A 26,086-nucleotide genomic window follows, 5' to 3' on the forward strand; every position below is an offset into this window, starting at 1 on the left:
CTCTTAAAGAGAAAGTCTTTTGATTCTTGCTACTTCTTGAACATCTTTGTCCCCTCTTCCTGAGAGGTTTACAATAATAATTGAATCCTTTGACATCTTTGGGGCAATTTTTATTGCTTCTGCGACAGCGTGGGCAGACTCTAAGGCAGGAATAATTCCTTCAAGTCTACTTAAAAGTTCAAAGGCATGTAATGCTTCATCATCAGTTGCATAGGTGTATTTAACCCTTCCTTTGTCTCTGAGATAGGCATGTTCAGGACCAACAGAGGCATAATCAAGTCCTGCTGAAACAGAATGAGTTTCAAGAATATTTCCATCTTCATTTTCCAAAACATAGCTAAGACAACCCTGAAAAATTCCCTTTGCTCCACCTGCAAATCTTGCAGCGTGAAGTCCAGATTGGATTCCTTTCCCTCCTGCTTCAACGCCAATCATTTCTACATTATCTTTCAAAAAGGCACTGAAAAGTCCTATTGCATTACTACCTCCGCCAACGCAGGCAATTAGGATATTAGGAAGTTTTTTTTCCTTTTGAAGTATCTGTTTCTTTGTTTCTTTACCAATTACACTTTGAAAAAATCTTACAAGAAGAGGATATGGATGAGGTCCAAAGACAGTACCTAAAACATAATGGGTTGTTCTTACATTTGTGGTCCAGTCCCTAAGAGCTTCATTAATAGCATCTTTTAAAGTTTTTGAACCTGTATCAACAGGAATAACCCTTGTACCAAGAAGATTCATCCTGAAGACATTGAGCTTTTGTCTTCTAATATCTTCTGTTCCCATGTATATATCACAGCTAAGTCCTACAAGTGCAGCACCTGTAGCAGTTGCTACGCCATGTTGACCAGCTCCAGTTTCAGCAATAATTCTTTCCTTCCCCATTAATTTTTTAGCTAATAAAGCCTGTCCGAGAGCATTGTTAATTTTATGGGCTCCAGTGTGGGCAAGGTCTTCTCTTTTTAGATATATTTTTGCTCCCCCAAGATGTTCAGTGAGTCTTTTAGCAAAATAAAGTGGAGTAGGTCTACCTACATACTCTTTAAGAAGAGATTCAAATTCTTCATTAAATTTTTTATCCCTTTTTGCTCTATAGAAAGCCCTTTCCAGTTCTTCTAAGGCTGGCATTAGAGTTTCAGGAACAAAACAACCTCCATACTGTCCAAAATATCCTCTTTTTTTACCCATGAAAAGTATTATAGCATAGAAGGTTTGAACTATGGGATTTTGTTATAATACCTTTATAATGGATATTTTTAAATTTAAACAGACCTATCTTTCTGCTAAAAGAGTTCAAGAAATTCTTAATATTTTTATAAAACACGGCTTTGGACAAATAATTGATCAGCTTAATCTTGGTAAATTTATTGCTATTAAGAGAAGATTTCATAAATTTGGTAGATGGACTACTCAGCCTACACTTTCAATTTCAGAAAGATTGAGAATGGCCTTTGAGGAGTTAGGTCCTACTTTTATAAAATTAGGACAGCTTCTTGCTTCAAGACCTGATATTATAGGCAGTGAAAATATAAAAGAATTCAAAAAACTTCAAGATAAAGTACCCCCCTTTAGCATTGATGATGTTAATAAAACCGTTGAAAAAGAGTTGGGATTAACTCCTGATAAAATTTTCAAAAGTTTCAATCCTATCCCTATTGGTTCAGCTTCAATTGCTCAAGTTCACGAAGCTGTTTTACTGAATGGGGAAAAGGTTATAGTTAAGGTTAGAAGGCCTGGAATTAAAGAACAGATTTTAATTGATATTAAGATACTTAATACTCTTGCAAGGCTTATGGAAAAACATATTCCCGAAAGTAGAATTTTCGATCCTGTGGGAATAGTAAATGAATTTTCAAGATCTATCTTACGAGAACTCGATTTCCGCAGAGAAGCAAGAAATGCGATGATCTTTAAAGAAAATTTTAAGGAAAACGAAAAAATTTATATTCCTGTTATATATAAAGACTACACGAAAGAGAGAATTTTAGTTATGGAGAAGGTCGAAGGAGTAAGAATTGATAATATTGAAGCACTAACTCAGATGGGTTTAAATGTTAAGAAGATTTTTAAAACAATTATTGATATATATTTTATCCAGATTTTTGAACACGGTTTTTTCCATGGTGATCCCCATCCTGGAAATCTTATTGTAACAGAAGATGGAAGAATAGTAATGGTTGATTTTGGTATAGTAGGGAAAATTGATGAGGAATTTCAAGAATCCTATGCTAATATTGCACTGGCAATTATTAAGCAGGATTTTGATCTTCTGCTTGACAATTATTTAAAACTTGGAATAATTCCAGATAACATTGATATGCATAAGCTTAAAAGAGAACTTAAGGAAGACATTGAAGACATTCTCTATCCCCTTTATTCTTCATCTTTTGAGGAGATTAAAATTTCTGAATTTATAGAGTCAATTATGAAGGTTAGTTTAAAACATAAATTAAGATTTCTTCCAGAACTTTTGTTAATTGACAAGGTTTTAATAATGCTTGATGGACTAGCAAGAGAACTTTCTCCACAAACATCAATAATTGAGATGCTTAAACCATACGCTGAGAATATAATTGCAAGAAGGTTCAGCCCTGATTTTTACATAAAAAAATTTTTAACGATTTTCAAAGAGTTTAAGAATGCTGTTGAAAATATACCTTTTCAATTCAAGATGTTACTAAGTAAGGCTGTAAGGGATGATATAACAGTAAAAATGTTTCATGTAAATATGCCCGAATTTTTGAAAGACATTGAAAAATCAAGTAATAAAATATCCTTTAGTCTTATTGTAAGTGCCATGATTCTTAGTTCGGCAATAATGCATGCTGCAGAGGTAAAACCTTTAATGAATGGGATTTCAATTTTTGGTCTTATAACTGGTGTAGTGGCATTTTTTCTTGGAGTTTGGCTAATAATCTCAATTATTAGGTCAGGAAAATTATAACTTTTATTGAATGTCCTTTTAAGTGCTCTGAAAATCAATATGATTTGAATAAGTTTTTGTTTATAAAGTATAATTTAAATTTACAAATTTTCAGGCAGAGGGTTTTCTGCCAAAAAATGGTTGGAGGTTATAATGAGAATTATAGTTTGCGTCAAACAGGTTCCAGATGTTACAGAAGTAAGAATTGATCCCAAAACAAACACTCTTATAAGAGAAGGTGTTCCAAGTATAATGAATCCCTATGATTTGCATGCTGTAGAGGCAGCACTTCAGATTAAAGAAGCCACTTCAGGTAAGGTTACAGTTATAACAATGGGGCCGCCACAGGCAGAGGAGGTACTAAGGGAGGCAATATCAATGGGAGTTGATGATGCTGTTTTACTTACAGACAGACGGTTTGCTGGAGCTGATACATGGGCAACTGCTTATACCCTTTCCCTTGCAGCAAAAAAGATAGGTTTTGATTTAATAATTTGCGGGAAACAGGCAATTGATGGAGACACTGCACAAGTAGGACCGGAAATGGCTGAATTTCTTGATATTCCTCATGTTTCCTATGTAAGAAGAATTGATAAAATAGAACCTTCAGAAATGATTATTGAAAGACTTATGGATGACTGTTATGAAAAAATATGGCTTTCCCTACCAGCATTGATAACTGTTGTAAAGGAGTTAAACAACCCTCGTCCACCTTCAATAAGAGGTAAAATGGCAGCAAAAAAAGCAGTTATTCCAAGATGGAATGCCGATGATATTGAAGCAGAAGAAGACAAAATAGGACTTAAGGGTTCGCCCACAATGGTCAAAAACATATTCGCACCTCCACCAAGAGGTGAACGTAGAATTCTTGAAGGAACACCTGAAGAGCAGGTCAATACACTTCTTAAGGAGTTAAGGAGGTTAGGATGCTTATAAGAATTGACATAGAAAAATGTACAGGATGTGGAAACTGTTTAAATCTATGTCCCTTTGGTGCAATAATAATCAAAGAAGATAAAGCTTTCATTACAGAAGCCTGCACCCTTTGTGGTGCCTGTGTAGAGAGCTGTCCAGAGTCTGCAATAATTGACGAAAGAGCAAGAGAGGGAGAAAAAGAGGAAAATTTCAGAGGTGTGTGGATCTTTGCTGAACAATCACAGGGCAGGATAGCTTCTGTAGCCTATGAATTACTTGGCATTGGAAGAAAGCTTGCTCATGAACTTCAAACAGAGCTTTCTGCTGTCTTATTTGGAGAATCCCCAGAAGTAGAGGAGCTTATTAAATGGGGTGCTGACAAAGTTTACTATACAGATGCATCTCAGTATGGTTATTTAGATGATGAATTATATGCTAAAACACTTGTAAACTTGATAAATCAACACAAGCCTGAAATTCTTCTTGCAGGTGCAACTGCCATAGGTCGTTCTTTTATACCAAGAGTTGCTGCAAGATTAAGGGTAGGGTTAACAGCAGACTGTACAGGGCTTGAAATTGATAAAGAAACAGGAAATCTTCTTCAGATTCGTCCAGCCTTTGGAGGAAATATTATGGCAACAATTGTTTCTCCAACAAGCAGACCCCAAATTGCAACAGTAAGGCCTCGTGTTATGAAAAGGGGTGAGTATGCTCCAAATAAAAAAGGTGAAATAATAAAAATTGAACCCCTTGAATCTAAAGGAAGAGTAAAAATTCTTGAAAGGATTCACGATAGCTCCTTCTGTAAAGTAAATTTACAGGATGCAAAAGTTATAGTATCAGGCGGTAGAGGACTTGGTTCGCCAGAGAATTTCACTTTGCTATGGGAACTTGCAAATCTTCTTGGTGGAACTGTTGGAGCTTCCCGTGCAGCAGTTGACGAAGGATGGATTCCCTATGCCCATCAGGTAGGACAGACAGGTAAAACAGTATGTCCAAAACTTTATATTGCCTGTGGTATTTCAGGTGCAGTTCAACATCTTGTAGGAATGCAATCATCTGATATAATTGTTGCAATAAATAAGGATCCAAATGCACCCATATTTAATGTGGCAACCTATGGAATTGTTGGTGATTTAAAGGAAATAATACCTTTAATGATAAAAAAACTCAAAGAAGGAGTTTCTGAATGATAGCTTTTGTTTTTCCAGGTCAGGGTTCTCAGTATGTTGGAATGGGTAAGGATTTGATTGATTGTGCAAAGGATTTGTTTGAAAAAGCAAGTAATATCGTTGGTTTTGACATAGCAAAGTTGTGTTTTGAAGGACCTGATGCTGAGTTAAATAAAACAGAAAATACTCAACCAGCCATACTTACCATCTCCTATGCATTGCTAAGGGAAGTTCTTTCAGAATCAATAATGCCCTCTTATACCGCTGGACATTCTCTTGGAGAATACACCTCAGCTTTATGCGGAGAGGTTTTTTCTTTTGAAGATGCAGTAAAGATTACAAGGAAAAGAGGACAACTTATGCAGAAGGCTCAACCAGAGGGCAAAGGTGCAATGGCTGCAGTTTTAGGGCTTGATGAAGATACTCTGAAAGAAATTTGTAAGAGTATTACTGATTTTTATGTTGACCTTGCAAATCTTAATTGTCCTGGACAGATTGTCATATCTGGGGAAGCAGAGGGGGTTAAAAGGGCTTCTGAGCTCGCAAAACAAAAAGGTGCTAAAAAGGTTGTTCCTCTTCAGGTAAGTATTCCTTCCCATTGTATGCTTATGAAAGAAGTGGCAAAGGAGTTTGAGGAGTATTTGAAGGGCTTTAAATTTAATAATTCAAAAATTCCTATTGTAAGTAATGCACTTGCAGAGGAAATTCATGATCCCCAGGATATTATGAATGCCTTAATAAGACAGCTTTATAGTCCTGTAAGATGGCAGGATTGTGTAAAATACATGATTTCAAAGGGAGTTGACACGTTCATTGAAATTGGTCCTAATAAGGTGCTTTCAGGTCTTATAAGAAGAATTGACTCTTCTGTTAAAGTTTTAAATGTGGAAAATTTGGGTGATATAGAAAAAATTAAGGAGGAATCAAAATGAGAAAAAAAATAGGTATTGTAGGAGCAGGAAATGTTGGAGCTACCCTTGCTTTATTTGTTGTAAATAGTGGTTTATGTGATGTCGTAATCTTTGACATTGTAGAAGGAATGCCACAGGGTAAAGCCCTTGACATCTTACAAAATACCGCAGTATTGGGAATCAAAGCAAATATCATAGGAACAAACAATCTTGATGACCTTGCTGGCTCTGACATTGTTGTAATTACAGCTGGATTAGCAAGAAAACCTGGTATGAGAAGAAAGGATTTATTGATGGCTAATGCAGATATTGTAGGAGGTATTGTAAAAAAGCTCGCACCTCAATGCCCAGATGCAATTTATATAGTAGTCACGAATCCAATGGATGTAATGGCTTATTTAACTCTTGCAATATCCAAAGTGGGGAGACAAAGAGTTCTTGGAATGGGAGGTATTCTTGACTCATCAAGGTTCAAAACATTTATATCAATGGAGCTTGGAGTTGCACCTAAGGACATTGAAACCCTTGTTCTTGGTGGTCATGGACTTTATATGGTTCCTCTTGTAAGATTTACCACCGTAAAGGGAATTCCTCTTTCAAAATGGCTTTCAAAGGAAAAAATAGAAGCCCTTGTTCAACGTACACGCGAAGGTGGTGCTGAAATTGTATCTCTTCTTAAAACAGGCTCTGCCTATTATGCTCCAGCTCAGTCAACCTTTGAAATGGTTAAAGCAATAATTCTTGATGAAAAAAGAATTCTTCCATGTTCTGTTTATCTTGATGGTGAATATGGAGCAAAGGATGTATTCAATGGTGTTCCTGTTATTCTTGGAAGACAGGGACTTGAAAAAATAATTGAGATTGAGCTTACAGATGAAGAAAAACAAGCCTTTGCAAATTCTACAGAAGAGGTAAACAACATGATTAAAATTCTTAAGGAGGAGGGAAAGATATAATGGAAAAAACATTAGTTATAATTAAACCAGATGCAGTAAAGAAAAACCTTATCGGAGAGATAATTTCAAGATTTGAGAAGAATGGTTTAAGAGTTGCAGCCCTTAAAAAGCTCAAGATGACAAAGGAACAGGCAATGGGATTTTATGTTGTTCACAAAGATAGACCCTTTTACGAATCTCTTACAGATTTTATGTCTGAGGGTCCCTGTGTTGTAATGGTTTTAGAGGGTGAGGATGCAATAGCAAAAGTTAGAAAAATTATGGGAGCAACAAATCCTGCTCAAGCAGAAGAGGGAACAATAAGAAAGGATTTTGCAGAAAACATTGAAAGGAATGCAGTACATGGCTCTGATTCACCTCAGTCAGCTTCCTATGAAATTCCTTATTTCTTTTCAGCTTTAGAAATTCTTTAACCTGAATTACGCAAGGTAATTCAGGTTAATATTGATAAATCTTTGAGGGACAAAGTCCCTCAAACTCCCTTTTAAAAAAGTTTGTTTTTATTTTTTGGAGGTTTTAAAGGAGCAAAGCCCCTTTGAGATTTTTCCTTATTTTAATTCACCTTTTGGGTGATCTCGAATTTGGGATTTGGGGCGAAGCCCCAAATTACTCTACATATATTTGCGTAATTTGGGTTTAAAAATTAGGGGTCTCTTTCATGGAAGGAGCCCCATTTATTTTTGATATAAAGTTATTAAACCAAAATGGAGTATTGGCAAAAGTATGTATATATCTGAAAAACTCTTGTTTGAAATTATCACTAAAAAGTCCTAAACTTAGAGCATTGTTTATTTTTTCTATGCTCCAAAAAGAGACTTCTTCGATTTCTTCCCGATTAAAATTAAAAGGACCTTCATGAACTGTCCAGTAAGTGTAAACAAGTTCACTTTCGTAATTATTTGAATGTATATAGGTATACAAAAATTGAAGATTTTGTGCTTCCACACCAAGTTCTTCATACATTTCCCTTTTAGCTGCGTTTACTATATCTTCTCCGGGCATTATATGCCCACCAACTGAGGTATCCCACTTACCAGGTGCAACATCTTTATTATTAGATCTTTTTTGTAAAAGAATTTCTCCCTTTGAATTAAAAACCAATATATGGACAACTCTATGAAGCATTGAAGGATTTCCATGGATAATACTTCTTGGTGCTATTGATATGATACGTCCATCCTTATCTACAACTTCTAAAAATTCTTCCATTTCACCCCATAATCAATTTTGATAGAGAGGAAACTGTATTTAAATGCCGGTGGTGGGATTTGAACCCACACGGGATTGCTCCCAGCGGATTTTGAGTCCGCCGCGTCTGCCGTTCCACCACACCGGCTATGAAAAAAACGATAGCATAAAAAATTAAAAAAAATCAACATGTTGTAAATACTGAAAAATACCTCTTGACAAATTTTTCAAAAAATGGTAAAAAGGGTAAACCACATTTAAAAATCCATTCAAAGGAGGGCTTAAAATGGCAAAAGTAGGGGTTTATCTGTGTCACTGTGGAGAAAACATCAAGGGCGCCATTGACATTGAAGAGCTTAAAAAGTATGTAGAAACTCTACCAGATGTAGCTGTAGTAAAAAATTATGTATTTATGTGCTCCGATCCTGGCCAAGATATAATTAAACAGGATATCAAAAGTGGTAATGTAGACCGTGTAGTAGTTGCAGCATGTACTCCAAGAACTCACGGTCCTATATTTAAAAAAGCCATTGAGGACGCAGGACTCAATGGTTATCTTTTTGAAATGGCAAATATTAGAGATCAGGATAGCTGGCCACACTGGCATAACAAAGAAGGAGCACTTGAAAAAGCAAAAAGACTTTTAAAAAGTGCTATAGCCAAAGTAAGACTTAATGAACCTCTTGAAGATCGTTATGAAGACATGGAAAAATCAGTTTTAGTTATAGGCGGTGGTATTGCAGGTATGTTTGCAGCTTTAGATCTTGCAAATATGGGTCTTAAAGTATATCTTGTTGAAAAACAGCCATCCATTGGTGGGAATATGTCAAAAATTGACAAAACCTTCCCAACAATGGATTGCTCTGCTTGAATACTCACACCTAAGACGGGCGAGGTCGCCCAGCATCCAAATATTGAACTTATTACCTATGCAGAAGTAGATGATGTTAAAGGATACGTAGGTAATTTCGATATCCGTATAAAGAAAAAGGCAAAATATATTGATTGGGATAAGTGTATAGGCTGTGGTGTGTGTACTGAAATATGTCCAGCAAGAGTTCCAAATGAATATAATTTCGGTTTAGATCAGAGAAGAGCAGCTTATATAGAGTATCCACAGGCTGTTCCAAAAAAGGCAGTTATAGATGAACCAAATTGTTTATACTTCAAATCAATAAAAAAGACAGGTAAACCCGCTTGTGAAATATGTAAAAAAGGTATTCCACCAAAAGGAATACAGGGATGTCCAGCAGATGCCATAAAATTTGATGATAAAGATGAATATATGAATATTAGAGTAGGAGCAGTTATAATTGCCACTGGATTCAAGCCAATGCCTAAACATTACTTCAAAGAATATTCTCCTCACAGCCCAGATGTTATAACCTCTATGGAATTTGAAAGGATACTCTCTGCAACAGGACCAACTGGTGGTGAATTAAAGAGACCATCAGATGGAACAAAACCAAAGACAATTGCTATGATTTCTTGTGTTGGAAGCAGAGATGAGAGATATCATCCTTACTGTTCAAAAGTTTGTTGTATGTATATGCTTAAGCATGCAAGAATCCTTAAAGAAAAATATCCAGACATTAAACTTTATCTATTCTTTATAGATGTAAGAACAGCAGGTAAAGATTTTGAAGAATTCTATGTTTATACAAGAGAGCTTGGCGCAAAGATAATTAGAGGAGGAAGAGTTTCATCAGTTGATGTAAAACCGAATGGAAAATTAAGAGTAAGAGGATTTGATGTTGACCTTTGCTCACCTGTTGAGCTTGAAGCTGATCTTGTCGTTCTTGCAACAGCTATTGAGCCACCTGATGGAGTTGAAGAATTGGGAAGCATGTTTACTGCTACATGCGGTAGAGAAGGTTTCTTAAGAGAGGTCCATACAAAACTATATCCTGTCGAGACTCAAGCAAGAGGTGTGTTTATTGCAGGATGTGTTCAGGGACCAAAGGACATTCCAGAGTCAATAGCACAAGCCCGTGCAGCAGCATCAGCTACAGCAGCACTTGTAATACCTGGAAAGATTAAGTTTGAAGCTATTATTTCAGAGGTAGACAGGGATAAATGTAGTAGTTGCGGTGTTTGTGTTCCTCTTTGTCCTTACACAGCTATAAGAATAGTAGAATACAAAGGAAAAGAAAAAGCATACATAGAACCAGCGCTCTGTGCTGGTTGTGGTGTCTGTGCATCTGCATGTCCATCAAGAGCTATTACATTCCATGGATTTACAACCGACCAGATTATGGCACAGATTGAAGCATTAACAGAAGCTTAAAAATAAAATAAAGGAGGATAAATATGGAAGAGGGTGGCGTAAATGTAATTGACCTTACACAGGGCGATGAAAGTTTTGTAAAAGAACTCATAGCTTTGGGAGCTGATGAGCTTAGAGAATGTATACAGTGCGGAAAATGTGGAGCTACATGCCCAATGGCATTAGCAGGATTAGAATTTTTTATTAAAAGAATAGTTCATGCTGCTAATTTAGGTTTAAGAGATATTTTACTTGAGGACTCTTCAGTTTGGGGCTGCCAGTCCTGTAACAGATGTGTTGAGATATGTCCAATGGATATAAAACCATACGAAGTAATTCAGGCAGTAAGAAGAGCTGCAGTAAAGGTTGAAGCATGTCCTGCAAATACATATGAAGGATTAAGAAATCTTTACAGATTTGGACATGCAGTATTTCCAAAGGGATTTGAAGAAAGAAGAAAGAAAGTAGGATTGCCAGAGAAACCACCAACAGCATTAAGTTTTGATGAATTTAGAAAAAAGTACCAGGAATTGTTAAGACAGACAATCCTGGAAGAAATAGCACCATTCCCACTTGATTAAGGAGGAAAGAAATGCAAAAAATAGGAATTTTTCTTGGATGTAACATACCTTTTAATAGGCCAGATATAGAGTATTCAATGAGGTTTCTTTTAAAAGAGTTAGGAGTTGAAATTGTAGAATTAGAAGGTGCAACCTGTTGTCCTGCCTATGGAACAATGCCATCATTAGGGCTATTAGAATGGGCAGTTGCCTCAGCATGGAATTTAAGTATTGCAGAAGAAAAAGGTGTAGATATGCTTACAGGTTGCGGTTCCTGTTATGGAGTTCAAAATGAGGCTAATTACTATCTTAAAAAACATCCTGAAATTAAAGAGCAAGTTGACAAGATTTTAGCAAAGGTAGGAAGAAAATATGATGGAACTGTAAAGGTGTGGAATGTTATTAATTTTATTTATGAAAAAATAGGACTTGATACATTAAAACAGAAAATAAAATATAACCTAAATGGTTTAAAATGTGCTGTTCAGACAGGATGTCACAATCTTTGGCCAAGCAAAGCATTTCCATCAGGAGAGGATAACACCTTTTTCCCAAAGAGATTAAGAGAAATTTGTGAAATAATGGGAGGAGTTGCCCCCCACTATAGCACAATAACAGACTGCTGTGGAATGGGTGCTTTAAGATCAAATGCACCTGAAAAATCTCTTGCCCTTTTCAAAAAGAAACTCGATGTTATAAAAGAAGAACTTGATCCGGATTTAGCTGTAATAGGCTGTAGTTCCTGTCTTCTTCAGTTTGATGCTGGTCAGGCACTTCTTATAGAGCAGAAAAAGCTTAATTATAAAATTCCAGCTCTTCATCTCGCACAGCTTACAGCCATAGCATTAGGAGCAGAGGTGGAAAAAGCAACTGCTATGGCAAGCATACCTTTGAATGGAGTAATAACTAAGATAAAAGGAGGGAATTAAGATGGCATGGGAGCCAAGGCTTATTGTTATTGCCTGCCATTGGTGTACATATGCAGGGGCAGACCTGGCAGGAAGTCTTCGTTATAGTTATCCTCCTACAGTGCATATAGTAAGAGTGCCCTGTAGTGGAAGAGTGGAACCAGAATTTATAGCAGAGGCCCTTATAAGAGGGGCAGACGGAGTTTTTATAGGTGGGTGCCACTTTGGTGACTGTCATTACAAAGAAGGTAATTACAAAGCTATAAGAAGGTTTAATCTCTTTAAAAGAGTTGCTACAGAGCTTGGAGTAGAACCAGATAGAATTCAGCTTGAATGGATTTCAGGAAGTGAAGGAAAGAAGTTTGCTGAATCTATGACAGCTTTTGATGCTAAAATTAGAGAACTTGGACCAAATCCATTGAAAGGAGGAGCACAATGAGCAAACCTAAACTTGCATACTATCTTGCTGGTGGTTGCGGTGGTTGTGATATTGCGGTTGTAGATTTGTCTGAGACATTGGTAGATGTTGCTTTACAATTAGATATAGTATTTTGGGCACCAACAGTGGCAGACGCAAAATATAAAGATCTTGAAGCAATGCCTGATGGTTCAATTGATGTAGGATTAGTTTCTGGTAATGTAAGAAACTCTGAACATGAACATATAGTAAAGGTAATGAGACAAAAATGTAAAGTTCTCATAGCTTTTGGAATATGTGCATCCTGTGGTGGAATCAAGGGACTTGTAAACTTACATACTACAGAGCAATTACTTGATAAAGCATATATAAACACATTTAGTACAGACAATCCAGAAAAAATACTTCCTCAGACAACTGTTGTTGTTGATGGGAAGTATGAATTAACCTTACCTTCCTTAATGGATGCAAGACCTCTTGATCAAGTTGTAAAGGTAGATTATTATGTAGGTGGATGCCCTCCCTATCATGAACATATAGGAAAGGCATTTATGGCATTACTTTCAGGTCAGCTTCCACCTTCAGGTTCATGGATTACTATGGGCAAAGCAGTATGTGAGGTCTGTAATAGAAATCCTGTTTTACAGGGTAAGTCAAAGAAATTCGCGACTACAGTAAAAAGAACCATTGACGGACCCCCAAGTGAAGATGGCTGTCTTCTTGAAGAAGGATATCTCTGTCTCGGTCCTGTAACTCAGGGAGACTGTGGATCAAAATGTCCTTCTGCAAATGTACCATGTAGAGGATGTGGTGGACCAATTCCAGGAGTAAAAGATTTTGGTTTAAGAGCTATAAGTGCTATTGCAAGTATGCTTGACAATGAAGAGCTTGTTGACCAGATTCCTGATCCAGTACATCTGTTTTATAGATATACATTACCGAGTTCTTTCCTTGGCAAAAAAATAAAGAGATAAAAAATGGGCTTGATAGATATAATAAAAAAAATAACCCAGAAGGGGGGAAAGGGAATGAAGAAAATTGAAATTAATCCGATGACAAGGCTTGAAGGCCACGGAAAAATAACTATATTCCTTGATGAACAAGGAAATGTTGAAAATGCATTCTTACAAGTAGTTGAGTTTATGGGTTATGAAAAATTTCTTATTGGAATGCCTATTGAAGAGGTTCCCAGAACAGTTCAAACAATTTGCGGAGTTTGAAGGGGTGTACATTATACAGCCTCAGTGAAGGCTGCAGACGGAGTTTATGGGGTTGAACCAACTCCAACAGCAAAGAAAATTAGAGAACTTTTTTATAATGCCCATTATGTAGAAGATCATACAGGAATTCTTTATGCCCTTGGTTTTCCAGATTTTGTTTGTGGTCCAACAGCTTCACCTGCTGAAAGAAACCTTATAGGTCTGATTTTAAAAGTAGGTGCAGATGTTGGTAAACTTGTTTTAAAGAAAAGATTTTCAGCAGTTAGAATTTTTGAAATAACTGGTGGAAGAACAAGCCATCCAGTTACAGCACTGCCAGGTGGCTGGGCAAAGAGAATTACAGAAGAAGAAAGACAGGAGATTCTTAAATGTGCTGATGATTGTATTGAACTTGCAAAATTAACCTTAGATGTTTTTGATAAGGTTGTATTACAAAACAAAGAATATATGGCTCTTGTGACAGGAGATGTATACAAAGTAGTAACAAATTACATAGGAACAGTTGATGAAAACGATAAAGTTACCTATTACGATGGAACACAAAAAATCGTTGATACCAAAGGAAACGAAATAGGTAGATTTAAGGGAATACAGTATCTCGATTATATTGCTGAGAGAACTTTACCATGGAGTTATCAGAAAGCTCCTTATTTAAAGAAAATTGGCTGGACAGGTCTTGTTGATGGAGATGGAACAAGTATTTACAGTGTAGGACCTCTCCCAAGATTTAATGTTGCAAGTGGTTTTGACACTCCTTTGGCACAAGAAGCCTACGAAAAGATGGTTGCTGCATTTGGTGGAAAACCTGTTCACAATACACTTGCCTATCACTGGGCAAGAGCAATAGAGCTTATGCATGCAGCAGAGAAAGTAAAACAGATAGCATCTGATGAAAGTATTACTGATCCTAATGTTCGTCAGGAGCTTGGAACTCCAGTTGGTGAGGGAGTTGGAATTGTTGAAGCAGCAAGAGGTGTATTGATCCATCATTATAAAACAGATGATAAAGGTATAGTTACCGATGCAAACCTAATTGTTGCAACAACTCACAACAAAGGTCCAATGAATATAGCAGTAAAGAGGGCAGCGCAAAACTTCATTAAGAATGGTAAGGTTGATGAAGGAATTCTTAATCTTGTTGAAATTGCCTATAGACCTTACGACCTCTGCTTTGCCTGTTCAACTCATACACTTCCTGGAAGAATTCCAGTAAGAATTGATATCATTGACCACCATGGTGAACTTGTAAAAAGTCTTAGAAATTTTGAAATAACCTAAAACAATCTTTCAAGCGGGGGCTTTGTCCCCCGCTATCTTATTATTAATTCTTATGGGGTAAAATGAAAAAAATAGTTGTTGGTATTGGAAATCCTAATTTTACTGATGATGGTGTAGGACTTAAAATTATAGAGTATCTTGACGGAGTTGTTGACACTGTCTCACTTTTAAACATAAGTTTTCAAATTATTGATTCAATCCTTGGTTATGATAAAGCAGTAATTGTTGATGGAGTTAAATCAGGGGCTGAGCCTGGAAGTATCTTAGAATTTAACACTGATTATTGGGGAAATATATATGCAAGCGGAACTCATAATCTTTCAGTTTTTGAAATATTGAGAATTGGCTACTCTCTTTTTCCTGATGAAATGCCAAAGGAAATAAAAATCATTGGTATTGAAGTTGAGAATGTTGAAACTTTAAGTAGACAGTTAACTCCGAAAGTAGAGTCCGCAATTCCAGAAGCTGTAGCCAAGATAAAGGAATATTTAGGAATAAATTAGTTTAAGAACAATATAAGAGATAACAAAGGCAATTGAAGGTGTAGTTATAAAATTTAAGGCAATTTTTCTTAGAAGAGATAATTTCACTGTTTTAATTCCCTTTGTAAGACCAACGCCTGTAATTCCACCTATTATGCAATAAGTAGTGGAAATAGGCATTCCCAAGAAGGTAAAAAATAAAACACAACATCCTGCACCAAACTGAGCAGCAAAGCCTGAAAAGGGGTCTAATGTTGTTATACCTTTTCCAACAGTTTCAATAACCCGGTGACTTAATAGAATTGCACCCATAAAAACCATGAGTGAACCAATTAAGAATAAATAAATTTTATCTATTCCAATATTAGAATGAATGACAGGTCCGAGCACAGTTGCAAGTTCATTTGCACCTGTATTGTAGGAAATTAAAAAGCCACTTAAAAGCAATAGAATTCTCAGAATTTTTTCAATCTGAAAGAATGAAAACTTTGAAAGGATTTTTTCGATAATTTTATAAAACAAATAGGAAAATCCGACGGCTACAAAGGGAGATATTACCCAGGAAATAACGATTTTTAAGAATGAATTAAAATTTACATTAACACCTGCTGCCAGAGCAGAACCAATTAGGCTTCCAATTATAACCTGATGAGTTGAAAGCGGAAGTTTGCGCCAGTTTGAGAATATTATTAAAGATGCAGACACAGTCATAGCAACTATAATAATTGTAATATTTACATCTACAAGATTTTTGCCAACTGTTTTCATTACCTGACTTCCCTGAAGCATTATTCCAAGAAATACAAGACCACCAAAAAGCAGAATAGCTCTTCTGAGTCTGATTATTCCTGCACCTACACAGATACTAAGAGCATTTGAAGCATCATTGGAGCCTATACCGAAGGCAATTAAAAAACTCGTGGCAACTGCAATTTCTATCATTTCTGTTCCTGTAATATAATTTTTTTTAATTTAAAGACACAAAGTGTCTGAGAGAATGTAATTTTTTATTTTAGGCTTATTTCAATTATATAAAGGTAATCACTGGCATCTTCTAATAAATCGCTTAATCTTGTTAAATAATCCACAAAGTCGCTAATAATTTTGCCATCCCAGAAGTTCTGAATTTCTATTTTTCTTAATTTTTCTATAATATCAAATTTCAGGTCATCAATCTGTTTTTCGCATATTCTTATTGCTAAATTTTTTTCTTTAAGATCTCCTTTGTCTATTAATGCCTCAAAGGCTAATGAAAGTATTTCACACATTTCAGAATTAATTTTTGCAATTCTTGAACATTCAGGTTCTATTATCTTGAAAAGTTCATTATTAACATATCTAAATTCAAAGGCTGCGTCTTCTAAGGTATCAAAGGCTTCGTCAACAATCTCTATGAATCTGCATATATTAGGTCTTATAAATGGAAGAAAGGCTCCCTGATGAATTGTTGTTATTATTTCTCTTCTGATTGTATCTGCTTCTCTTTCAAGTTGGGCTACACAGAATGTAGACTCTTTATCTGCTGATGAGATAGCCTGTCTAAAGCATTCTGCAGCAGAACAAAGGGTTTTTAAATGAATTTTAATACTTTCAATAACCTTTTTTTCTAATTTACCACTTGATATAATTTTGTCAAACATTTACTTGCTCCTTGCTTTTGCTACTAAAGAAGCTGATAAGACATCTAAAAGAGATACAACTCCTATAATCTCTTTTCCTTCGTGAACAAAGACTCTCGCAATATTGAATTTTTCCATCAATCTTATAAGATGTTCAAGCTCGGTTTCTTTATCAATACTTATAACAGGTTTTGATGCGATTTCTTCAATTTTAATTTTTTTAGGATCTAAATTTTTGGCAATTACTTTAAAAACAATATCTCTTACTGTAATAACTCCATATACATCATTTTCATTTTTGGGAAGTACAATTAAAGATCTCATTCTTTTGTCAACAAGTTTTTCAATAGCATCATAAACAGATGCATCTGGTTTTATTGTTTCCAGTTTAATGTTCATTATTTCCTTTACTTTAGTATTCATTCTTTACCTCCAGTTAATATTTTTGTTAAAATATTATACAGTTTTTTATAAAAGTTGACAATAAACTTTAAAAGTTCTTATATTATAAAGTTAAAGTTATAGAGTGCCACCGTAGCTCAGCGGGTAGAGCAGCTGATTTGTAATCAGCGGGTCGGGGGTTCGAATCCCTTCGGTGGCTTGAATTACTTGAAAAGAAAAAATTATAATATTACATTCGGAGGGGTACCCGAGTGGCCAAAGGGGACAGGCTGTAAACCTGTTGGCGTCAGCCTACGAAGGTTCGAATCCTTCCCCCTCCATATTTGCGGGAATAGCTCAGCGGTAGAGCGTCAGCCTTCCAAGCTGAGGGTCGCGGGTTCAAATCCCGTTTCCCGCTTTTTTATGCCCATGTAGCTCAGTCGGCAGAGCACGTCCTTGGTAAGGACGAGGTCACCGGTTCGATCCCGGTCATGGGCTTTGGGAAATGCTAAATAAAAGTTTTAGGAGAAATTAAAGGAGGAAGAGATGGGAAAGGCAAAATTTGAGAGGAAGAAGCCCCATGTAAACGTAGGCACAATTGGGCATATTGATCATGGAAAGACCACATTGACAGCATCGATAACGAAGTATTTGAATTTAAAGGGAATGGCACAGTATAAGAGTTATGACCAAATAGACAATGCACCAGAGGAGAAGGCGAGAGGGATAACGATAAACACAGCACATGTAGAGTATGAGACAGATAAGCGTCATTATGCGCATGTAGACTGTCCTGGTCATGCGGACTATATCAAGAACATGATAACAGGTGCTGCGCAGATGGATGGTGCTATATTGGTAGTTGCAGCCAATGATGGACCGATGCCGCAGACGAGGGAGCATATATTATTAGCCAGGCAGGTAGGAGTACCATATATAGTAGTATTTATGAATAAGGTTGACATGGTAGATGATCCTGAGTTATTGGATTTAGTAGAGCTTGAGGTAAGGGAGTTATTGAGCAAGTATGGATTTCCTGGGGATGAGATACCAGTAGTGAGGGGTTCAGCATTGAAGGCATTGGAGAGTAGCAGTAATGATCCTAATGCAGAGGAGTATAAGTCGATACAGGAATTACTTGATGCATTAGACAGTTATATACCTGAGCCAGAAAGGCCTATAGACAAGCCATTTTTGATGCCTATAGAGGATGTATTTAGCATATCTGGAAGGGGAACAGTAGTAACAGGGAGAGTAGAGAGGGGAATAATAAAGGTAGGAGATGAAGTAGAGATAGTGGGGTTGAGGGAGACGAGGAAGACAGTGGCAACAGGAGTAGAGATGTTTAGGAAGATACTGGATGAAGGAAGGGCAGGAGACAACATAGGAGTGCTGTTAAGGGGAATAGGTAAGGATGAAGTAGAGAGAGGGATGGTATTAGCAAAGCCTGGGAGTATAACACCGCATACAAAGTTTAAGGCAGAGGTATATGTATTGACGAAGGAGGAAGGTGGGAGGCATACACCTTTTTTCAATGGATATAGGCCACAGTTTTATTTTAGGACAACGGATGTAACAGGAGTGATAAAGTTACCTGATGGGGTAGAGATGGTAATGCCTGGAGACAATGTGAATTTGAGTGTAGAGTTGATAGCGCCGATAGCGATGGAAGAGGGATTAAGGTTTGCTATAAGGGAAGGTGGAAGGACAGTAGGAGCAGGTGTAGTTACAGAGGTGTTGGAGTAAAATATGAGAGACATTATACTGCTTCAGTGTACTGATTGTAAATCTAAGAATTATTCTACAACAAAAAATAAGAAGACTACACCAGATAAATTACAGTTAAGAAAATATTGTAAATTTTGTAAAAAGCATACTGTACATAAAGAAACAAAAGCTTAATAGGCCAGTAGCTCTAACGGCTAGAGCACCGGACTCCAAATCCGGGGGATGGGGGTTCGAATCCCTCCTGGCCTGTTTTGTATATTTTTTGAGGTGAAAAATGATAGGGAAAATTAAAAATTTTTTCCAAGAGGTAAAAATAGAAGCAAAAAAGGTTAATTATCCCAAAAAGGATGAAATAGTAGCTTCTACATGGGTTGTTATTGTAACAGTTATTATAATTTCCTTTTTTCTTGGATTAATAGATTTTGTATTATCAAGATTTATAAGCATGTTTATTGGGTGATGGAATGGCAAAACAGTGGTATGTAATTCATACAATGTCAGGATTTGAAGAAAAGGTTAAATCATCTATTCAAGAGAGAGCAAAAACAAAAGGATTGGAAGATAAAATTTCAAGAATACTTATTCCTACGGAAAAAATTATTGAGGTAAAAGGAAAAAAAAAGAAAGAATCAGAAAAGAAGTTTTATCCTGGTTATATTTTAGTAGAAATGGAGCTTAATGAAGATACATGGCATCTTGTTCGAACTACTCAAAGAGTAACAGGATTTATAGGAGGCAAGAAGCCTGCACCTATTCCTGAAGAAGAAGTAGAGATGATTTTGCAACAATTAGAAAAAGGCAAGGCACCACAGATAAAAGCTCATTTTGAAAAAGGAGAAACAGTTAGAATTATTGACGGTCCATTTACAAACTTTACGGGCTTTATAGATGAAGTTGACTCTGAACATGAAAGGATAAAAGTGATGGTAAGTATATTTGGTAGACAAACACCTGTAGAACTCTCTTTTTCACAGGTTGAAAAGGTTTAAAGGAGGAATAAATTTATGGCAAAAAAGGAAGTAACAGCACAGGTAAAACTTGTCATTCCTGCAGGTAAAGCAAACCCTGCACCACCTGTTGGACCAGCACTCGGTCCCCACGGTATTAATATTATGGAATTTTGTAAACAGTTTAATGCACAAACGCAAAACATGGGTGATACTCTCATTCCTGTTGTATTGACTATCTACAAAGATAGGACTTTTACTTTTATACTAAAAACACCTCCTACAAGTGAACTTATTAAAAAGGCTGCTGGAATTATAAAGGGTTCTGGCGCAACAGGTAAGGAAAAGGTAGGTTCTTTAACAATGAAACAGGTTGAAGAGATTGCAAAAACAAAATTACCAGATTTAAATACAAAATCCTTAGAATCAGCAATGAAAATGGTAATTGGTACAGCAAAAAGTATGGGTGTTGAGATAAGGGGGTAAAAACAGATGGGAAAGAAATTGGAAGCAGTTAAAGAAAAACTTGATTTACAAAAAGAATATACATTAGAAGAAGCAATTAATATTTTAAAGGAAAACAGTTTTACAAAATTTAATGAAACAGTTGAGATGGCAATAAACTTAGGAATTGATCCGAGAAAATCAGATCAGGTTGTAAGAAATAGTGTAGTTTTACCTCATGGAACAGGTAAGGAAGTAAGAGTTTTGGTTTTTGCTAAGGGTGAAAAAGAAAAAGAAGCAAGAGAAGCAGGTGCTGATTATATTGGAGCAGAAGATTTAATAGAGAAAATTCAAAAGGGTTGGCTTGAATTTGATAGAACTATTGCAACTCCTGATATGATGGGACAAGTTGGTAAGCTTGGAAAAATTTTGGGTCCAAGGGGTTTAATGCCAAATCCTAAACTTGGTACAGTTACCTTTGATATTGCCAAAGCAGTTAAAGAAGCAAAGGCAGGAAAAATTGAATACAGAAATGATAAAGGCGGTGTTGTTCATGTCCCAATTGGTAAGCTTTCCTTTGAAACTGAAAAACTTGTTGAAAATGCAATTGCTGTTTTGAAATCAATTGTTAAAGCTAAACCACCAACATCAAAGGGTAAATATATTAAGAAAGTTGCTTTATCTTCAACTATGGGACCGGGCTTGAAGATAGACATATCTAAATTGAAACTTTAAAACAGGCTTTGCCTGTTAATAATAATCTGAGACAGCAGGTGCCATAGGGGCTTAATGGGGAAGCCGCCTGCCGAGATTGGGAGATAAGATGATTTATATTCCTTCAAATGCACTGCTGTCCAAGAAAGGAGGTATAATCTGAGTACCACAAAAGAAACAAAGAAAAAAAGAGTTGAAGAACTTGTTGCAAGGCTATCAAAATCCAAATCATTTATTTTGACTGATTTTCAAGGACTTTCTGTTGCTGAAATATCTGAGTTAAGACATTTAATGAAAGAAAGTGGAGCAGAGTACAAGGTATGTAAGAACACTCTTTTCAGGATAGCCTTGGGAGATGCCCCCTTTAAAGAAAATTTAAAAGACTCTTTAAAGGGATGTACAGGAGTTGTTTTTGGATATGATGATCCTGTTGTTGCTGTCAAAAAAACAATTGAATATTCTGAAAAGAATGAGAAATTTAAATTAAAACATGGTGTAGTTGAGGGCAAAGTATATTCTCCTGAAGAACTTAAAGAAATTTCAAAGTTACCTTCAAAATCTGTACTGCTTGGTATGCTTGCTGGTGGTATTATATCACCACTTAACAAGATGGCATCTGCACTTCAGGCAGTTAATTTGAAATTACTTTACGCATTAGAAGCATTAAAAAATAAAAAAGCACAATAAAGGGAGGAAGGAATAATGGCAATTACAAAAGAAGAGGTTTTTCAATTTTTTGATAATCTTACCATTTTAGAGTTAAGCCAGTTTATTAAAGAATTCGAAGAAAGATATGGCGTAACAGCTGCAGCACCTGTTGCAGTCGCAGCAGTAGCGGGTGCACCAGCAGCGGCTCAAGCAGCACCAGCAGTTGAAGAAAAAACAAGTTTTGATGTAATTTTAAAGGCAGCTGGAGACAAGAAAATTCAGGTAATCAAGGTTGTAAGAGAACTTACAGGATTAGGACTTAAGGAAGCTAAAGATTTAGTTGATGGTGCTCCGAAACCAGTAAAAACAGGTGTATCTAAAGAGGAAGCTGAAACAATCAAGTCAAAACTTGAAGCAGAAGGTGCAACTGTAGAAATACAGTAAAAAATTTAAAAAGAAGGAGAACCATGATAAAGCCTTTAAGAGAGAGAATAAACTTTGGAAAGGTACCTCCCCTTGTGGAGGTACCTTATCTTCTTGAATTTCAAAGAAAATCTTTTGAAAATTTTCTTCAAAAGGATGTTCATCCCGATGACAGAATAGAAATGGGACTTCAATCTGCTTTACAAAGTGTTTTTCCAATTAGTGATTATAATGGAACTACTACAATTGAATTTTTATCTTATACAGTAGGAGAACCTAAGCTTACTCCTCATGAATGTATGGTTAAGGGACTTACTTATTCAGTTCCAATAAAAATGAAAGTAAGGTTGAATATATGGGACAAAGATGAAGAGGGTAATAAGTTTCTCAAGGAATCAAGAGAACAGGAAGTATTTCTTGGCGATCTCCCGATGATGACAGAGACAGGTAGCTTTATCATAAATGGTGTAGAAAGAGTTGTTGTAAGCCAATTACATCGTTCTCCTGGTGTTTATTTTGCTCCTGATAAGAGTAAAAGCAGGATAAGCGGAAGATTTTTATACACAGCAAGAGTTATACCTGTTAGAGGGTCTTGGCTTGATTTTGAATTTGACTCTAAGGACCTTCTCTATGTTCGAATTGATAAAAGAAAAAAATTACCAGCCACAATTGTTTTAAAGGCTCTGGGGTATACAAATGAAGATTTACTTAAAACATTTTATCCAATAGAAGAAATAAGAATTAAAGATGAAAACACATACACAAGAGTAGTAAGCGACATTCTTGCAGGAATAAGAACAAAGACTGATATATATAGCCCTGATGGCAAAGACCTTCTTGTTAAAGAGGGTAGTAAAATTACAAAATATGCTCTTAAGAAAATGAAAGAAATGGGAATAACTGAGATTCCTATTTCAAAAAGTGAAATAATCGGACGAATAACTCTTTCAGATATAGTTGATCCAGAAACAGGTGAAGTTATCATAGACAGCAATAAAGAGATTACAGAGGAGGCTTTCTATAGAATATTAGCAGCTAAAATAGAAAAACTTCATCTACTTTTCATTGACAATGTTAACTATCTCCCTTCACTTAGAGAAACCCTTCTTACAGATAAAGTAGAAAATAAGTCCCATGCATTAAGAGAAATTTATAAAAAATTAAGACCCGGTGAGCCAGCAACAGAAGAAGCTGCTGAGGAGCTTTTCTACGGATTATTTTTTGATCCTAAAAGATATGATTTATCAGTAGTGGGAAGATTGAAGCTAAATCAAAAATTGGGATTAGATATTCCTCTTGATGTGAGAGTTCTTACTGATAGAGATATCATAGAAATAGTAAAATACTTACTTAATCTTAGAACAGGTAAAGGTGAAATTGATGATATAGACCATCTTGGTAATAGGAGAGTAAGAGGTGTTGGTGAGTTACTTGAAAATCAATTCAGAATTGGATTGGTTAGAATGGAGAGGGCTATAAGAGAAAAAATGACAATTACTGAAATAGAAAATGCTATGCCCCACGACCTTATAAATACAAAACCTGTTATGGCAGCTGTAAAGGAGTTTTTTAGCTCAAGCCAGTTGAGTCAGTTTATGGATCAGACTAATCCATTGAGTGAGATTACCCATAAAAGAAGATTAAGCGCCCTTGGTCCTGGAGGATTAACTCGTGAAAGAGCTGGTTTTGAAGTAAGAGATGTTCATCCAACCCATTATGGAAGAATTTGTCCTATTGAAACTCCAGAAGGTCCGAACATTGGACTTATAACATCATTGGCAACCTATGCAAGAATAAATGATTATGGTTTCATAGAATCACCTTATAGAAAAGTTGTTGATGGTAAAGTAACCAATGAAGTTCATTATTTAAGTGCCCTTGAAAGCGAAAATTATGTTATTGCAGAAGCTACAACGCCTGTGGATTCAGAGGGAAATATAATTGGTGAGTCTGTTTCTGCACGGGTAAAGGGAGACTTTAAAATGGTTTCTCCCCAGGAAGTTCAGTACATGGATGTATCACCAAAACAGATTGTCAGTGTATCAGCTTCTCTAATCCCATTTCTTGAAAATGATGATGCTAACAGAGCCTTGATGGGTTCTAACATGCAGAGACAGGCTGTTCCTCTAATACAGACAGAGGCTCCAATAGTAGGTACTGGTATGGAATTATATGCAGCAAGAGATTCTGGCTGGCTTGTCGTTGCAAAAAGAGCTGGAATTGTTGAAAGTGTTGATGCCACAAGAATTGTAGTTAGAGTCACAGAAGAAGGTGGTGGTGTTGACATTTATAAATTAATCAAATACCACAAATCTAATCAAGGAACATGCATGACTCAAAAACCTATTGTAAAAGTTGGACAGTTTGTTGAAAGAGGCACTATTTTAGCTGATGGGCCTTCTATGGATAAAGGAGAGCTTGCTTTAGGAAGAAATGTCCTTGTTGCTTTTATGCCATGGGGTGGTTATAACTTTGAAGATGCTATTCTTATCAGTGAGAGATTAGTAAAAGAAGATGTTTATACTTCTATTCATATAGATGAATTTGAAGTTGAATGCAGAGACACAAAGCTTGGACCTGAGGAGATAACAAGAGAAATTCCAAATGTAAATGAAGAGCTTCTTAAAAATCTTGATGAAGATGGAATTATAAGAATTGGAGCTAAAGTAAAGGCAGGAGATATTCTTGTAGGTAAAGTTACTCCAAAGGGAGAAAGGGTTCTCACTCCAGAGGAAAAATTACTTTATGCAATTTTTGGAGAAAAAGCTGAAGATGTTAAAGAAAGCTGTCTTTATGTGCCCCCTGGAATTGAAGGTGTTGTTATAGATGTAAAAATTTTAACAAGAAAAGGAAAGGAAAAAAGTAGAAGAGCAAAGGCAATTGAAGAAGAAGAAATTAAAGCCATAGAGAGAGATAGAGATGATGAAATAAGAATACTTAAGGAGACCAAAGCAAGCAGAATAAGAAAAATTCTCAAAGATAAAGTTGTCTTAGAAGATGTAAAAAATCCTAAGGATGGAAAAGTTTTATGTAAAAAGGGAGAGAAAATTTCAGATAAAGTTGCCAATCTACTTGATGTAAACCAATTAATGAAAATAAAAGTTGAAGACCCTGATGTAAAGGCGGAGATAAACAGAGTTAACAGAGAAGTTGAGCAAAATATTAAGCAGATTCATGCTAAATATAGTGAAAAAATTGAAAGAATTCGTAAGGGAGATGAGCTTCCACCAGGAGTTAATCAGCTTGTAAAGGTTTATATTGCAATGAAGAGAAAAATTCAGGTAGGCGATAAAATGGCAGGACGACATGGAAACAAAGGTGTAGTCTCTATGATACTACCAGAAGAGGATATGCCCTATCTTGAAGATGGTACACCTGTTGACATAGTACTTAACCCATTAGGTGTTCCTTCAAGAATGAATGTAGGACAGATTTTGGAAACTCATCTTGGTTTAGCTGCTAAAGCCTTAGGTTTCTATGTAGCAAGCCCTGTTTTCGAGGGAGTGAAAGAAAATGAAATAAAACAACTTCTTCAGAAAGCTAATTTGCCTACTACAGGACAGGTAACATTATATGATGGAAGAACAGGGGAGCCCTTTGAAAGACCTGTTACAGTAGGTTATATGTATATGCTTAAGCTTCATCATCTTGTTGCCGATAAAATTCATGCTCGTTCTATAGGTCCTTACTCCTTAGTTACTCAACAGCCCCTTGGTGGTAAAGCCCAATTTGGAGGTCAGAGACTTGGAGAAATGGAAGTTTGGGCATTGGAAGCCTATGGAGCTGCTTATACATTGCAAGAATTTCTAACTGTAAAGAGTGATGATATAACGGGTAGAACAAGAATGTACGAAGCAATAGTAAAGGGACATCCTGTTTTAGAACCAGGAGTTCCAGAATCATTTAATGTATTGATAAAAGAACTCCAGAGTCTCTGCCTTGATGTAGAGCTTCTGGAGAAAAAGAAAAAATTGGGGGGATAAAC

At 36.1% G+C, this 26,086-nt stretch carries 27 protein-coding genes and 6 tRNA genes; 27 read left to right on the plus strand and 6 right to left on the minus strand.

Annotated elements, in window-relative coordinates:
- Positions 1–3 precede the first annotated feature (3 nt).
- Positions 4–1,188: a tryptophan synthase subunit beta gene (trpB, locus tag QI155_RS01480; protein WP_281320972.1), complete on the minus strand. Its 1,185-nt coding sequence runs from the start codon at positions 1,186–1,188 to the stop codon at positions 4–6.
- A gap of 31 nt (positions 1,189–1,219) precedes the next feature.
- On the opposite strand from trpB, the gene QI155_RS01485 reads away from it, so the two are divergent.
- The 6 genes from QI155_RS01485 to ndk all read left to right on the plus strand — a co-directional run bounded on the left by QI155_RS01485 (position 1,220) and on the right by ndk (position 7,290).
- Positions 1,220–2,944 (plus strand): AarF/ABC1/UbiB kinase family protein, encoded by a 1,725-nt coding sequence (locus QI155_RS01485; RefSeq protein ID WP_068860804.1) that lies wholly within the window; start codon positions 1,220–1,222, stop codon positions 2,942–2,944.
- A 132-nt stretch (positions 2,945–3,076) separates the two neighbouring features.
- Complete coding sequence (locus QI155_RS01490) at positions 3,077–3,859, plus strand: electron transfer flavoprotein subunit beta/FixA family protein (protein ID WP_068860806.1); 783 nt, start codon at positions 3,077–3,079, stop codon at positions 3,857–3,859.
- Complete coding sequence (locus QI155_RS01495; RefSeq protein ID WP_068860808.1) at positions 3,850–5,031, plus strand: FAD-binding protein; 1,182 nt, start codon at positions 3,850–3,852, stop codon at positions 5,029–5,031. Before QI155_RS01490 ends, QI155_RS01495 begins: the two co-directional genes overlap by 10 nt.
- Positions 5,028–5,942 (plus strand): ACP S-malonyltransferase, encoded by a 915-nt coding sequence (fabD, locus tag QI155_RS01500; RefSeq protein ID WP_068860810.1) that lies wholly within the window; start codon positions 5,028–5,030, stop codon positions 5,940–5,942. The genes QI155_RS01495 and fabD overlap by 4 nt, the downstream gene beginning before the upstream one ends.
- Complete coding sequence (gene mdh / locus QI155_RS01505) at positions 5,939–6,877, plus strand: malate dehydrogenase (protein WP_068860812.1); 939 nt, start codon at positions 5,939–5,941, stop codon at positions 6,875–6,877. Before fabD ends, mdh begins: the two co-directional genes overlap by 4 nt.
- Positions 6,877–7,290 carry a nucleoside-diphosphate kinase gene (ndk, locus tag QI155_RS01510; RefSeq protein WP_068860813.1) on the plus strand — a complete coding sequence of 138 codons (414 nt, stop codon included), beginning with the start codon at positions 6,877–6,879 and terminating at the stop codon, positions 7,288–7,290. The genes mdh and ndk overlap by 1 nt, the downstream gene beginning before the upstream one ends.
- 223 nt (positions 7,291–7,513) lie before the next feature.
- Here ndk and QI155_RS01515 read toward each other — a convergent pair whose 3' ends face one another.
- Both QI155_RS01515 and QI155_RS01520 read right to left on the minus strand, forming a co-directional pair.
- The gene (locus QI155_RS01515) at positions 7,514–8,086 is read right to left on the minus strand and encodes an NUDIX domain-containing protein (protein WP_068860815.1); all 573 of its coding nucleotides are present in this window, start codon (positions 8,084–8,086) and stop codon (positions 7,514–7,516) included.
- Positions 8,087–8,130: 44 nt separating this feature from the next.
- Positions 8,131–8,213: transfer RNA gene (locus tag QI155_RS01520), tRNA-Leu, on the minus strand.
- 138 nt (positions 8,214–8,351) lie between these two features.
- Here QI155_RS01520 and QI155_RS01525 point away from each other — a divergent pair.
- The 7 genes from QI155_RS01525 to QI155_RS01560 all read left to right on the plus strand — a co-directional run bounded on the left by QI155_RS01525 (position 8,352) and on the right by QI155_RS01560 (position 15,218).
- Positions 8,352–10,352: a CoB--CoM heterodisulfide reductase iron-sulfur subunit A family protein gene (locus tag QI155_RS01525; protein WP_083200112.1), complete on the plus strand. Its 2,001-nt coding sequence runs from the start codon at positions 8,352–8,354 to the stop codon at positions 10,350–10,352.
- Positions 10,353–10,375: 23 nt separating this feature from the next.
- The gene (locus tag QI155_RS01530; RefSeq protein ID WP_068860816.1) at positions 10,376–10,912 is read left to right on the plus strand and encodes a 4Fe-4S dicluster domain-containing protein; all 537 of its coding nucleotides are present in this window, start codon (positions 10,376–10,378) and stop codon (positions 10,910–10,912) included.
- Between the two features lie 11 nt (positions 10,913–10,923).
- Positions 10,924–11,820, plus strand: coding sequence for a CoB--CoM heterodisulfide reductase iron-sulfur subunit B family protein (locus QI155_RS01535; RefSeq protein ID WP_068860817.1), 897 nt, complete (start codon positions 10,924–10,926; stop codon positions 11,818–11,820).
- Complete coding sequence (locus QI155_RS01540) at positions 11,816–12,238, plus strand: hydrogenase iron-sulfur subunit (RefSeq protein WP_254045465.1); 423 nt, start codon at positions 11,816–11,818, stop codon at positions 12,236–12,238. The genes QI155_RS01535 and QI155_RS01540 overlap by 5 nt, the downstream gene beginning before the upstream one ends.
- Positions 12,235–13,191 carry a F420-nonreducing hydrogenase gene (locus QI155_RS01545; RefSeq protein ID WP_068860820.1) on the plus strand — a complete coding sequence of 319 codons (957 nt, stop codon included), beginning with the start codon at positions 12,235–12,237 and terminating at the stop codon, positions 13,189–13,191. Before QI155_RS01540 ends, QI155_RS01545 begins: the two co-directional genes overlap by 4 nt.
- Before the next feature lie 54 nt (positions 13,192–13,245).
- Positions 13,246–14,715, plus strand: coding sequence for a Ni/Fe hydrogenase subunit alpha (locus tag QI155_RS01555; RefSeq protein WP_083200113.1), 1,470 nt, complete (start codon positions 13,246–13,248; stop codon positions 14,713–14,715).
- 62 nt (positions 14,716–14,777) lie between these two features.
- Positions 14,778–15,218 carry a hydrogenase maturation protease gene (locus QI155_RS01560; protein ID WP_068860822.1) on the plus strand — a complete coding sequence of 147 codons (441 nt, stop codon included), beginning with the start codon at positions 14,778–14,780 and terminating at the stop codon, positions 15,216–15,218.
- On the opposite strand, the gene QI155_RS01565 is transcribed toward QI155_RS01560, so the two are convergent.
- The 3 genes from QI155_RS01565 to QI155_RS01575 all read right to left on the minus strand — a co-directional run bounded on the left by QI155_RS01565 (position 15,204) and on the right by QI155_RS01575 (position 17,239).
- The gene (locus tag QI155_RS01565; RefSeq protein WP_068860824.1) at positions 15,204–16,139 is read right to left on the minus strand and encodes an inorganic phosphate transporter; all 936 of its coding nucleotides are present in this window, start codon (positions 16,137–16,139) and stop codon (positions 15,204–15,206) included. The two genes, QI155_RS01560 and QI155_RS01565, sit on opposite strands and share 15 nt — an antisense overlap.
- Before the next feature lie 65 nt (positions 16,140–16,204).
- Positions 16,205–16,837 (minus strand): TIGR00153 family protein, encoded by a 633-nt coding sequence (locus tag QI155_RS01570; RefSeq protein ID WP_068860826.1) that lies wholly within the window; start codon positions 16,835–16,837, stop codon positions 16,205–16,207.
- On the minus strand, positions 16,838–17,239 hold the full coding sequence (locus tag QI155_RS01575) for a CBS domain-containing protein (protein ID WP_068860828.1): 402 nt from the start codon (positions 17,237–17,239) through the stop codon (positions 16,838–16,840). It lies immediately after the preceding gene.
- Between the two features lie 105 nt (positions 17,240–17,344).
- On the opposite strand from QI155_RS01575, the gene QI155_RS01580 reads away from it, so the two are divergent.
- From QI155_RS01580 to rpoB, 14 genes are all read left to right on the plus strand, one after another.
- Positions 17,345–17,417, plus strand: a tRNA-Thr gene (locus QI155_RS01580).
- A 38-nt stretch (positions 17,418–17,455) separates the two neighbouring features.
- Positions 17,456–17,538, plus strand: a tRNA-Tyr gene (locus tag QI155_RS01585).
- Between the two features lie 5 nt (positions 17,539–17,543).
- Positions 17,544–17,615, plus strand: a tRNA-Gly gene (locus tag QI155_RS01590).
- Positions 17,616–17,622: 7 nt separating this feature from the next.
- A tRNA-Thr gene (locus tag QI155_RS01595) sits at positions 17,623–17,695 on the plus strand.
- A gap of 48 nt (positions 17,696–17,743) precedes the next feature.
- Complete coding sequence (tuf, locus tag QI155_RS01600) at positions 17,744–18,943, plus strand: elongation factor Tu (RefSeq protein ID WP_281320973.1); 1,200 nt, start codon at positions 17,744–17,746, stop codon at positions 18,941–18,943.
- Between the two features lie 3 nt (positions 18,944–18,946).
- Complete coding sequence (gene rpmG, locus QI155_RS01605) at positions 18,947–19,099, plus strand: 50S ribosomal protein L33 (protein ID WP_068861124.1); 153 nt, start codon at positions 18,947–18,949, stop codon at positions 19,097–19,099.
- 1 nt (position 19,100) lies between these two features.
- Positions 19,101–19,174, plus strand: a tRNA-Trp gene (locus QI155_RS01610).
- Positions 19,175–19,199: 25 nt separating this feature from the next.
- On the plus strand, positions 19,200–19,385 hold the full coding sequence (gene secE / locus QI155_RS01615) for a preprotein translocase subunit SecE (RefSeq protein WP_068861123.1): 186 nt from the start codon (positions 19,200–19,202) through the stop codon (positions 19,383–19,385).
- Positions 19,386–19,389: 4 nt separating this feature from the next.
- Positions 19,390–19,914, plus strand: coding sequence for a transcription termination/antitermination protein NusG (gene nusG, locus QI155_RS01620; RefSeq protein ID WP_281320974.1), 525 nt, complete (start codon positions 19,390–19,392; stop codon positions 19,912–19,914).
- A gap of 15 nt (positions 19,915–19,929) precedes the next feature.
- Positions 19,930–20,358 (plus strand): 50S ribosomal protein L11, encoded by a 429-nt coding sequence (gene rplK, locus QI155_RS01625; RefSeq protein WP_068861122.1) that lies wholly within the window; start codon positions 19,930–19,932, stop codon positions 20,356–20,358.
- A 6-nt stretch (positions 20,359–20,364) separates the two neighbouring features.
- Positions 20,365–21,051, plus strand: a complete 687-nt coding sequence (rplA, locus tag QI155_RS01630) for a 50S ribosomal protein L1 (protein WP_068861121.1) — start codon at positions 20,365–20,367, stop codon at positions 21,049–21,051.
- A 138-nt stretch (positions 21,052–21,189) separates the two neighbouring features.
- Positions 21,190–21,717: a 50S ribosomal protein L10 gene (rplJ, locus tag QI155_RS01635; RefSeq protein WP_068861120.1), complete on the plus strand. Its 528-nt coding sequence runs from the start codon at positions 21,190–21,192 to the stop codon at positions 21,715–21,717.
- A gap of 15 nt (positions 21,718–21,732) precedes the next feature.
- Positions 21,733–22,122: a 50S ribosomal protein L7/L12 gene (gene rplL / locus QI155_RS01640; RefSeq protein ID WP_068861119.1), complete on the plus strand. Its 390-nt coding sequence runs from the start codon at positions 21,733–21,735 to the stop codon at positions 22,120–22,122.
- A 23-nt stretch (positions 22,123–22,145) separates the two neighbouring features.
- The gene (gene rpoB / locus QI155_RS01645) at positions 22,146–26,084 is read left to right on the plus strand and encodes a DNA-directed RNA polymerase subunit beta (protein WP_068861118.1); all 3,939 of its coding nucleotides are present in this window, start codon (positions 22,146–22,148) and stop codon (positions 26,082–26,084) included.
- Positions 26,085–26,086 lie beyond the last annotated feature (2 nt).

Origin of the sequence: Thermodesulfovibrio sp. 1176, from assembly GCF_029946585.1 — a bacterium.
Taxonomy (GTDB): Bacteria; Nitrospirota; Thermodesulfovibrionia; order Thermodesulfovibrionales; family Thermodesulfovibrionaceae; genus Thermodesulfovibrio.

Coding starts and splice junctions, on each gene's coding strand:
- QI155_RS01565 (WP_068860824.1), bottom strand. CDS start 16,139: ATGATAGAAATTGCAGTTGCCACGAGTTTTTTAATTGCCTTCGGTATA.
- rplA (WP_068861121.1), top strand. CDS start 20,365: ATGGGAAAGAAATTGGAAGCAGTTAAAGAAAAACTTGATTTACAAAAA.
- rpoB (WP_068861118.1), top strand. CDS start 22,146: ATGATAAAGCCTTTAAGAGAGAGAATAAACTTTGGAAAGGTACCTCCC.
- mdh (WP_068860812.1), top strand. CDS start 5,939: ATGAGAAAAAAAATAGGTATTGTAGGAGCAGGAAATGTTGGAGCTACC.
- QI155_RS01560 (WP_068860822.1), top strand. CDS start 14,778: ATGAAAAAAATAGTTGTTGGTATTGGAAATCCTAATTTTACTGATGAT.
- fabD (WP_068860810.1), top strand. CDS start 5,028: ATGATAGCTTTTGTTTTTCCAGGTCAGGGTTCTCAGTATGTTGGAATG.
- QI155_RS01490 (WP_068860806.1), top strand. CDS start 3,077: ATGAGAATTATAGTTTGCGTCAAACAGGTTCCAGATGTTACAGAAGTA.
- QI155_RS01485 (WP_068860804.1), top strand. CDS start 1,220: ATGGGATTTTGTTATAATACCTTTATAATGGATATTTTTAAATTTAAA.
- QI155_RS01545 (WP_068860820.1), top strand. CDS start 12,235: ATGAGCAAACCTAAACTTGCATACTATCTTGCTGGTGGTTGCGGTGGT.
- rplL (WP_068861119.1), top strand. CDS start 21,733: ATGGCAATTACAAAAGAAGAGGTTTTTCAATTTTTTGATAATCTTACC.
- rplK (WP_068861122.1), top strand. CDS start 19,930: ATGGCAAAAAAGGAAGTAACAGCACAGGTAAAACTTGTCATTCCTGCA.
- QI155_RS01515 (WP_068860815.1), bottom strand. CDS start 8,086: ATGGAAGAATTTTTAGAAGTTGTAGATAAGGATGGACGTATCATATCA.
- QI155_RS01495 (WP_068860808.1), top strand. CDS start 3,850: ATGCTTATAAGAATTGACATAGAAAAATGTACAGGATGTGGAAACTGT.
- trpB (WP_281320972.1), bottom strand. CDS start 1,188: ATGGGTAAAAAAAGAGGATATTTTGGACAGTATGGAGGTTGTTTTGTT.
- rpmG (WP_068861124.1), top strand. CDS start 18,947: ATGAGAGACATTATACTGCTTCAGTGTACTGATTGTAAATCTAAGAAT.
- ndk (WP_068860813.1), top strand. CDS start 6,877: ATGGAAAAAACATTAGTTATAATTAAACCAGATGCAGTAAAGAAAAAC.
- QI155_RS01535 (WP_068860817.1), top strand. CDS start 10,924: ATGCAAAAAATAGGAATTTTTCTTGGATGTAACATACCTTTTAATAGG.
- QI155_RS01575 (WP_068860828.1), bottom strand. CDS start 17,239: ATGAATACTAAAGTAAAGGAAATAATGAACATTAAACTGGAAACAATA.
- secE (WP_068861123.1), top strand. CDS start 19,200: ATGATAGGGAAAATTAAAAATTTTTTCCAAGAGGTAAAAATAGAAGCA.
- nusG (WP_281320974.1), top strand. CDS start 19,390: ATGGCAAAACAGTGGTATGTAATTCATACAATGTCAGGATTTGAAGAA.
- QI155_RS01530 (WP_068860816.1), top strand. CDS start 10,376: ATGGAAGAGGGTGGCGTAAATGTAATTGACCTTACACAGGGCGATGAA.
- tuf (WP_281320973.1), top strand. CDS start 17,744: ATGGGAAAGGCAAAATTTGAGAGGAAGAAGCCCCATGTAAACGTAGGC.
- QI155_RS01570 (WP_068860826.1), bottom strand. CDS start 16,837: ATGTTTGACAAAATTATATCAAGTGGTAAATTAGAAAAAAAGGTTATT.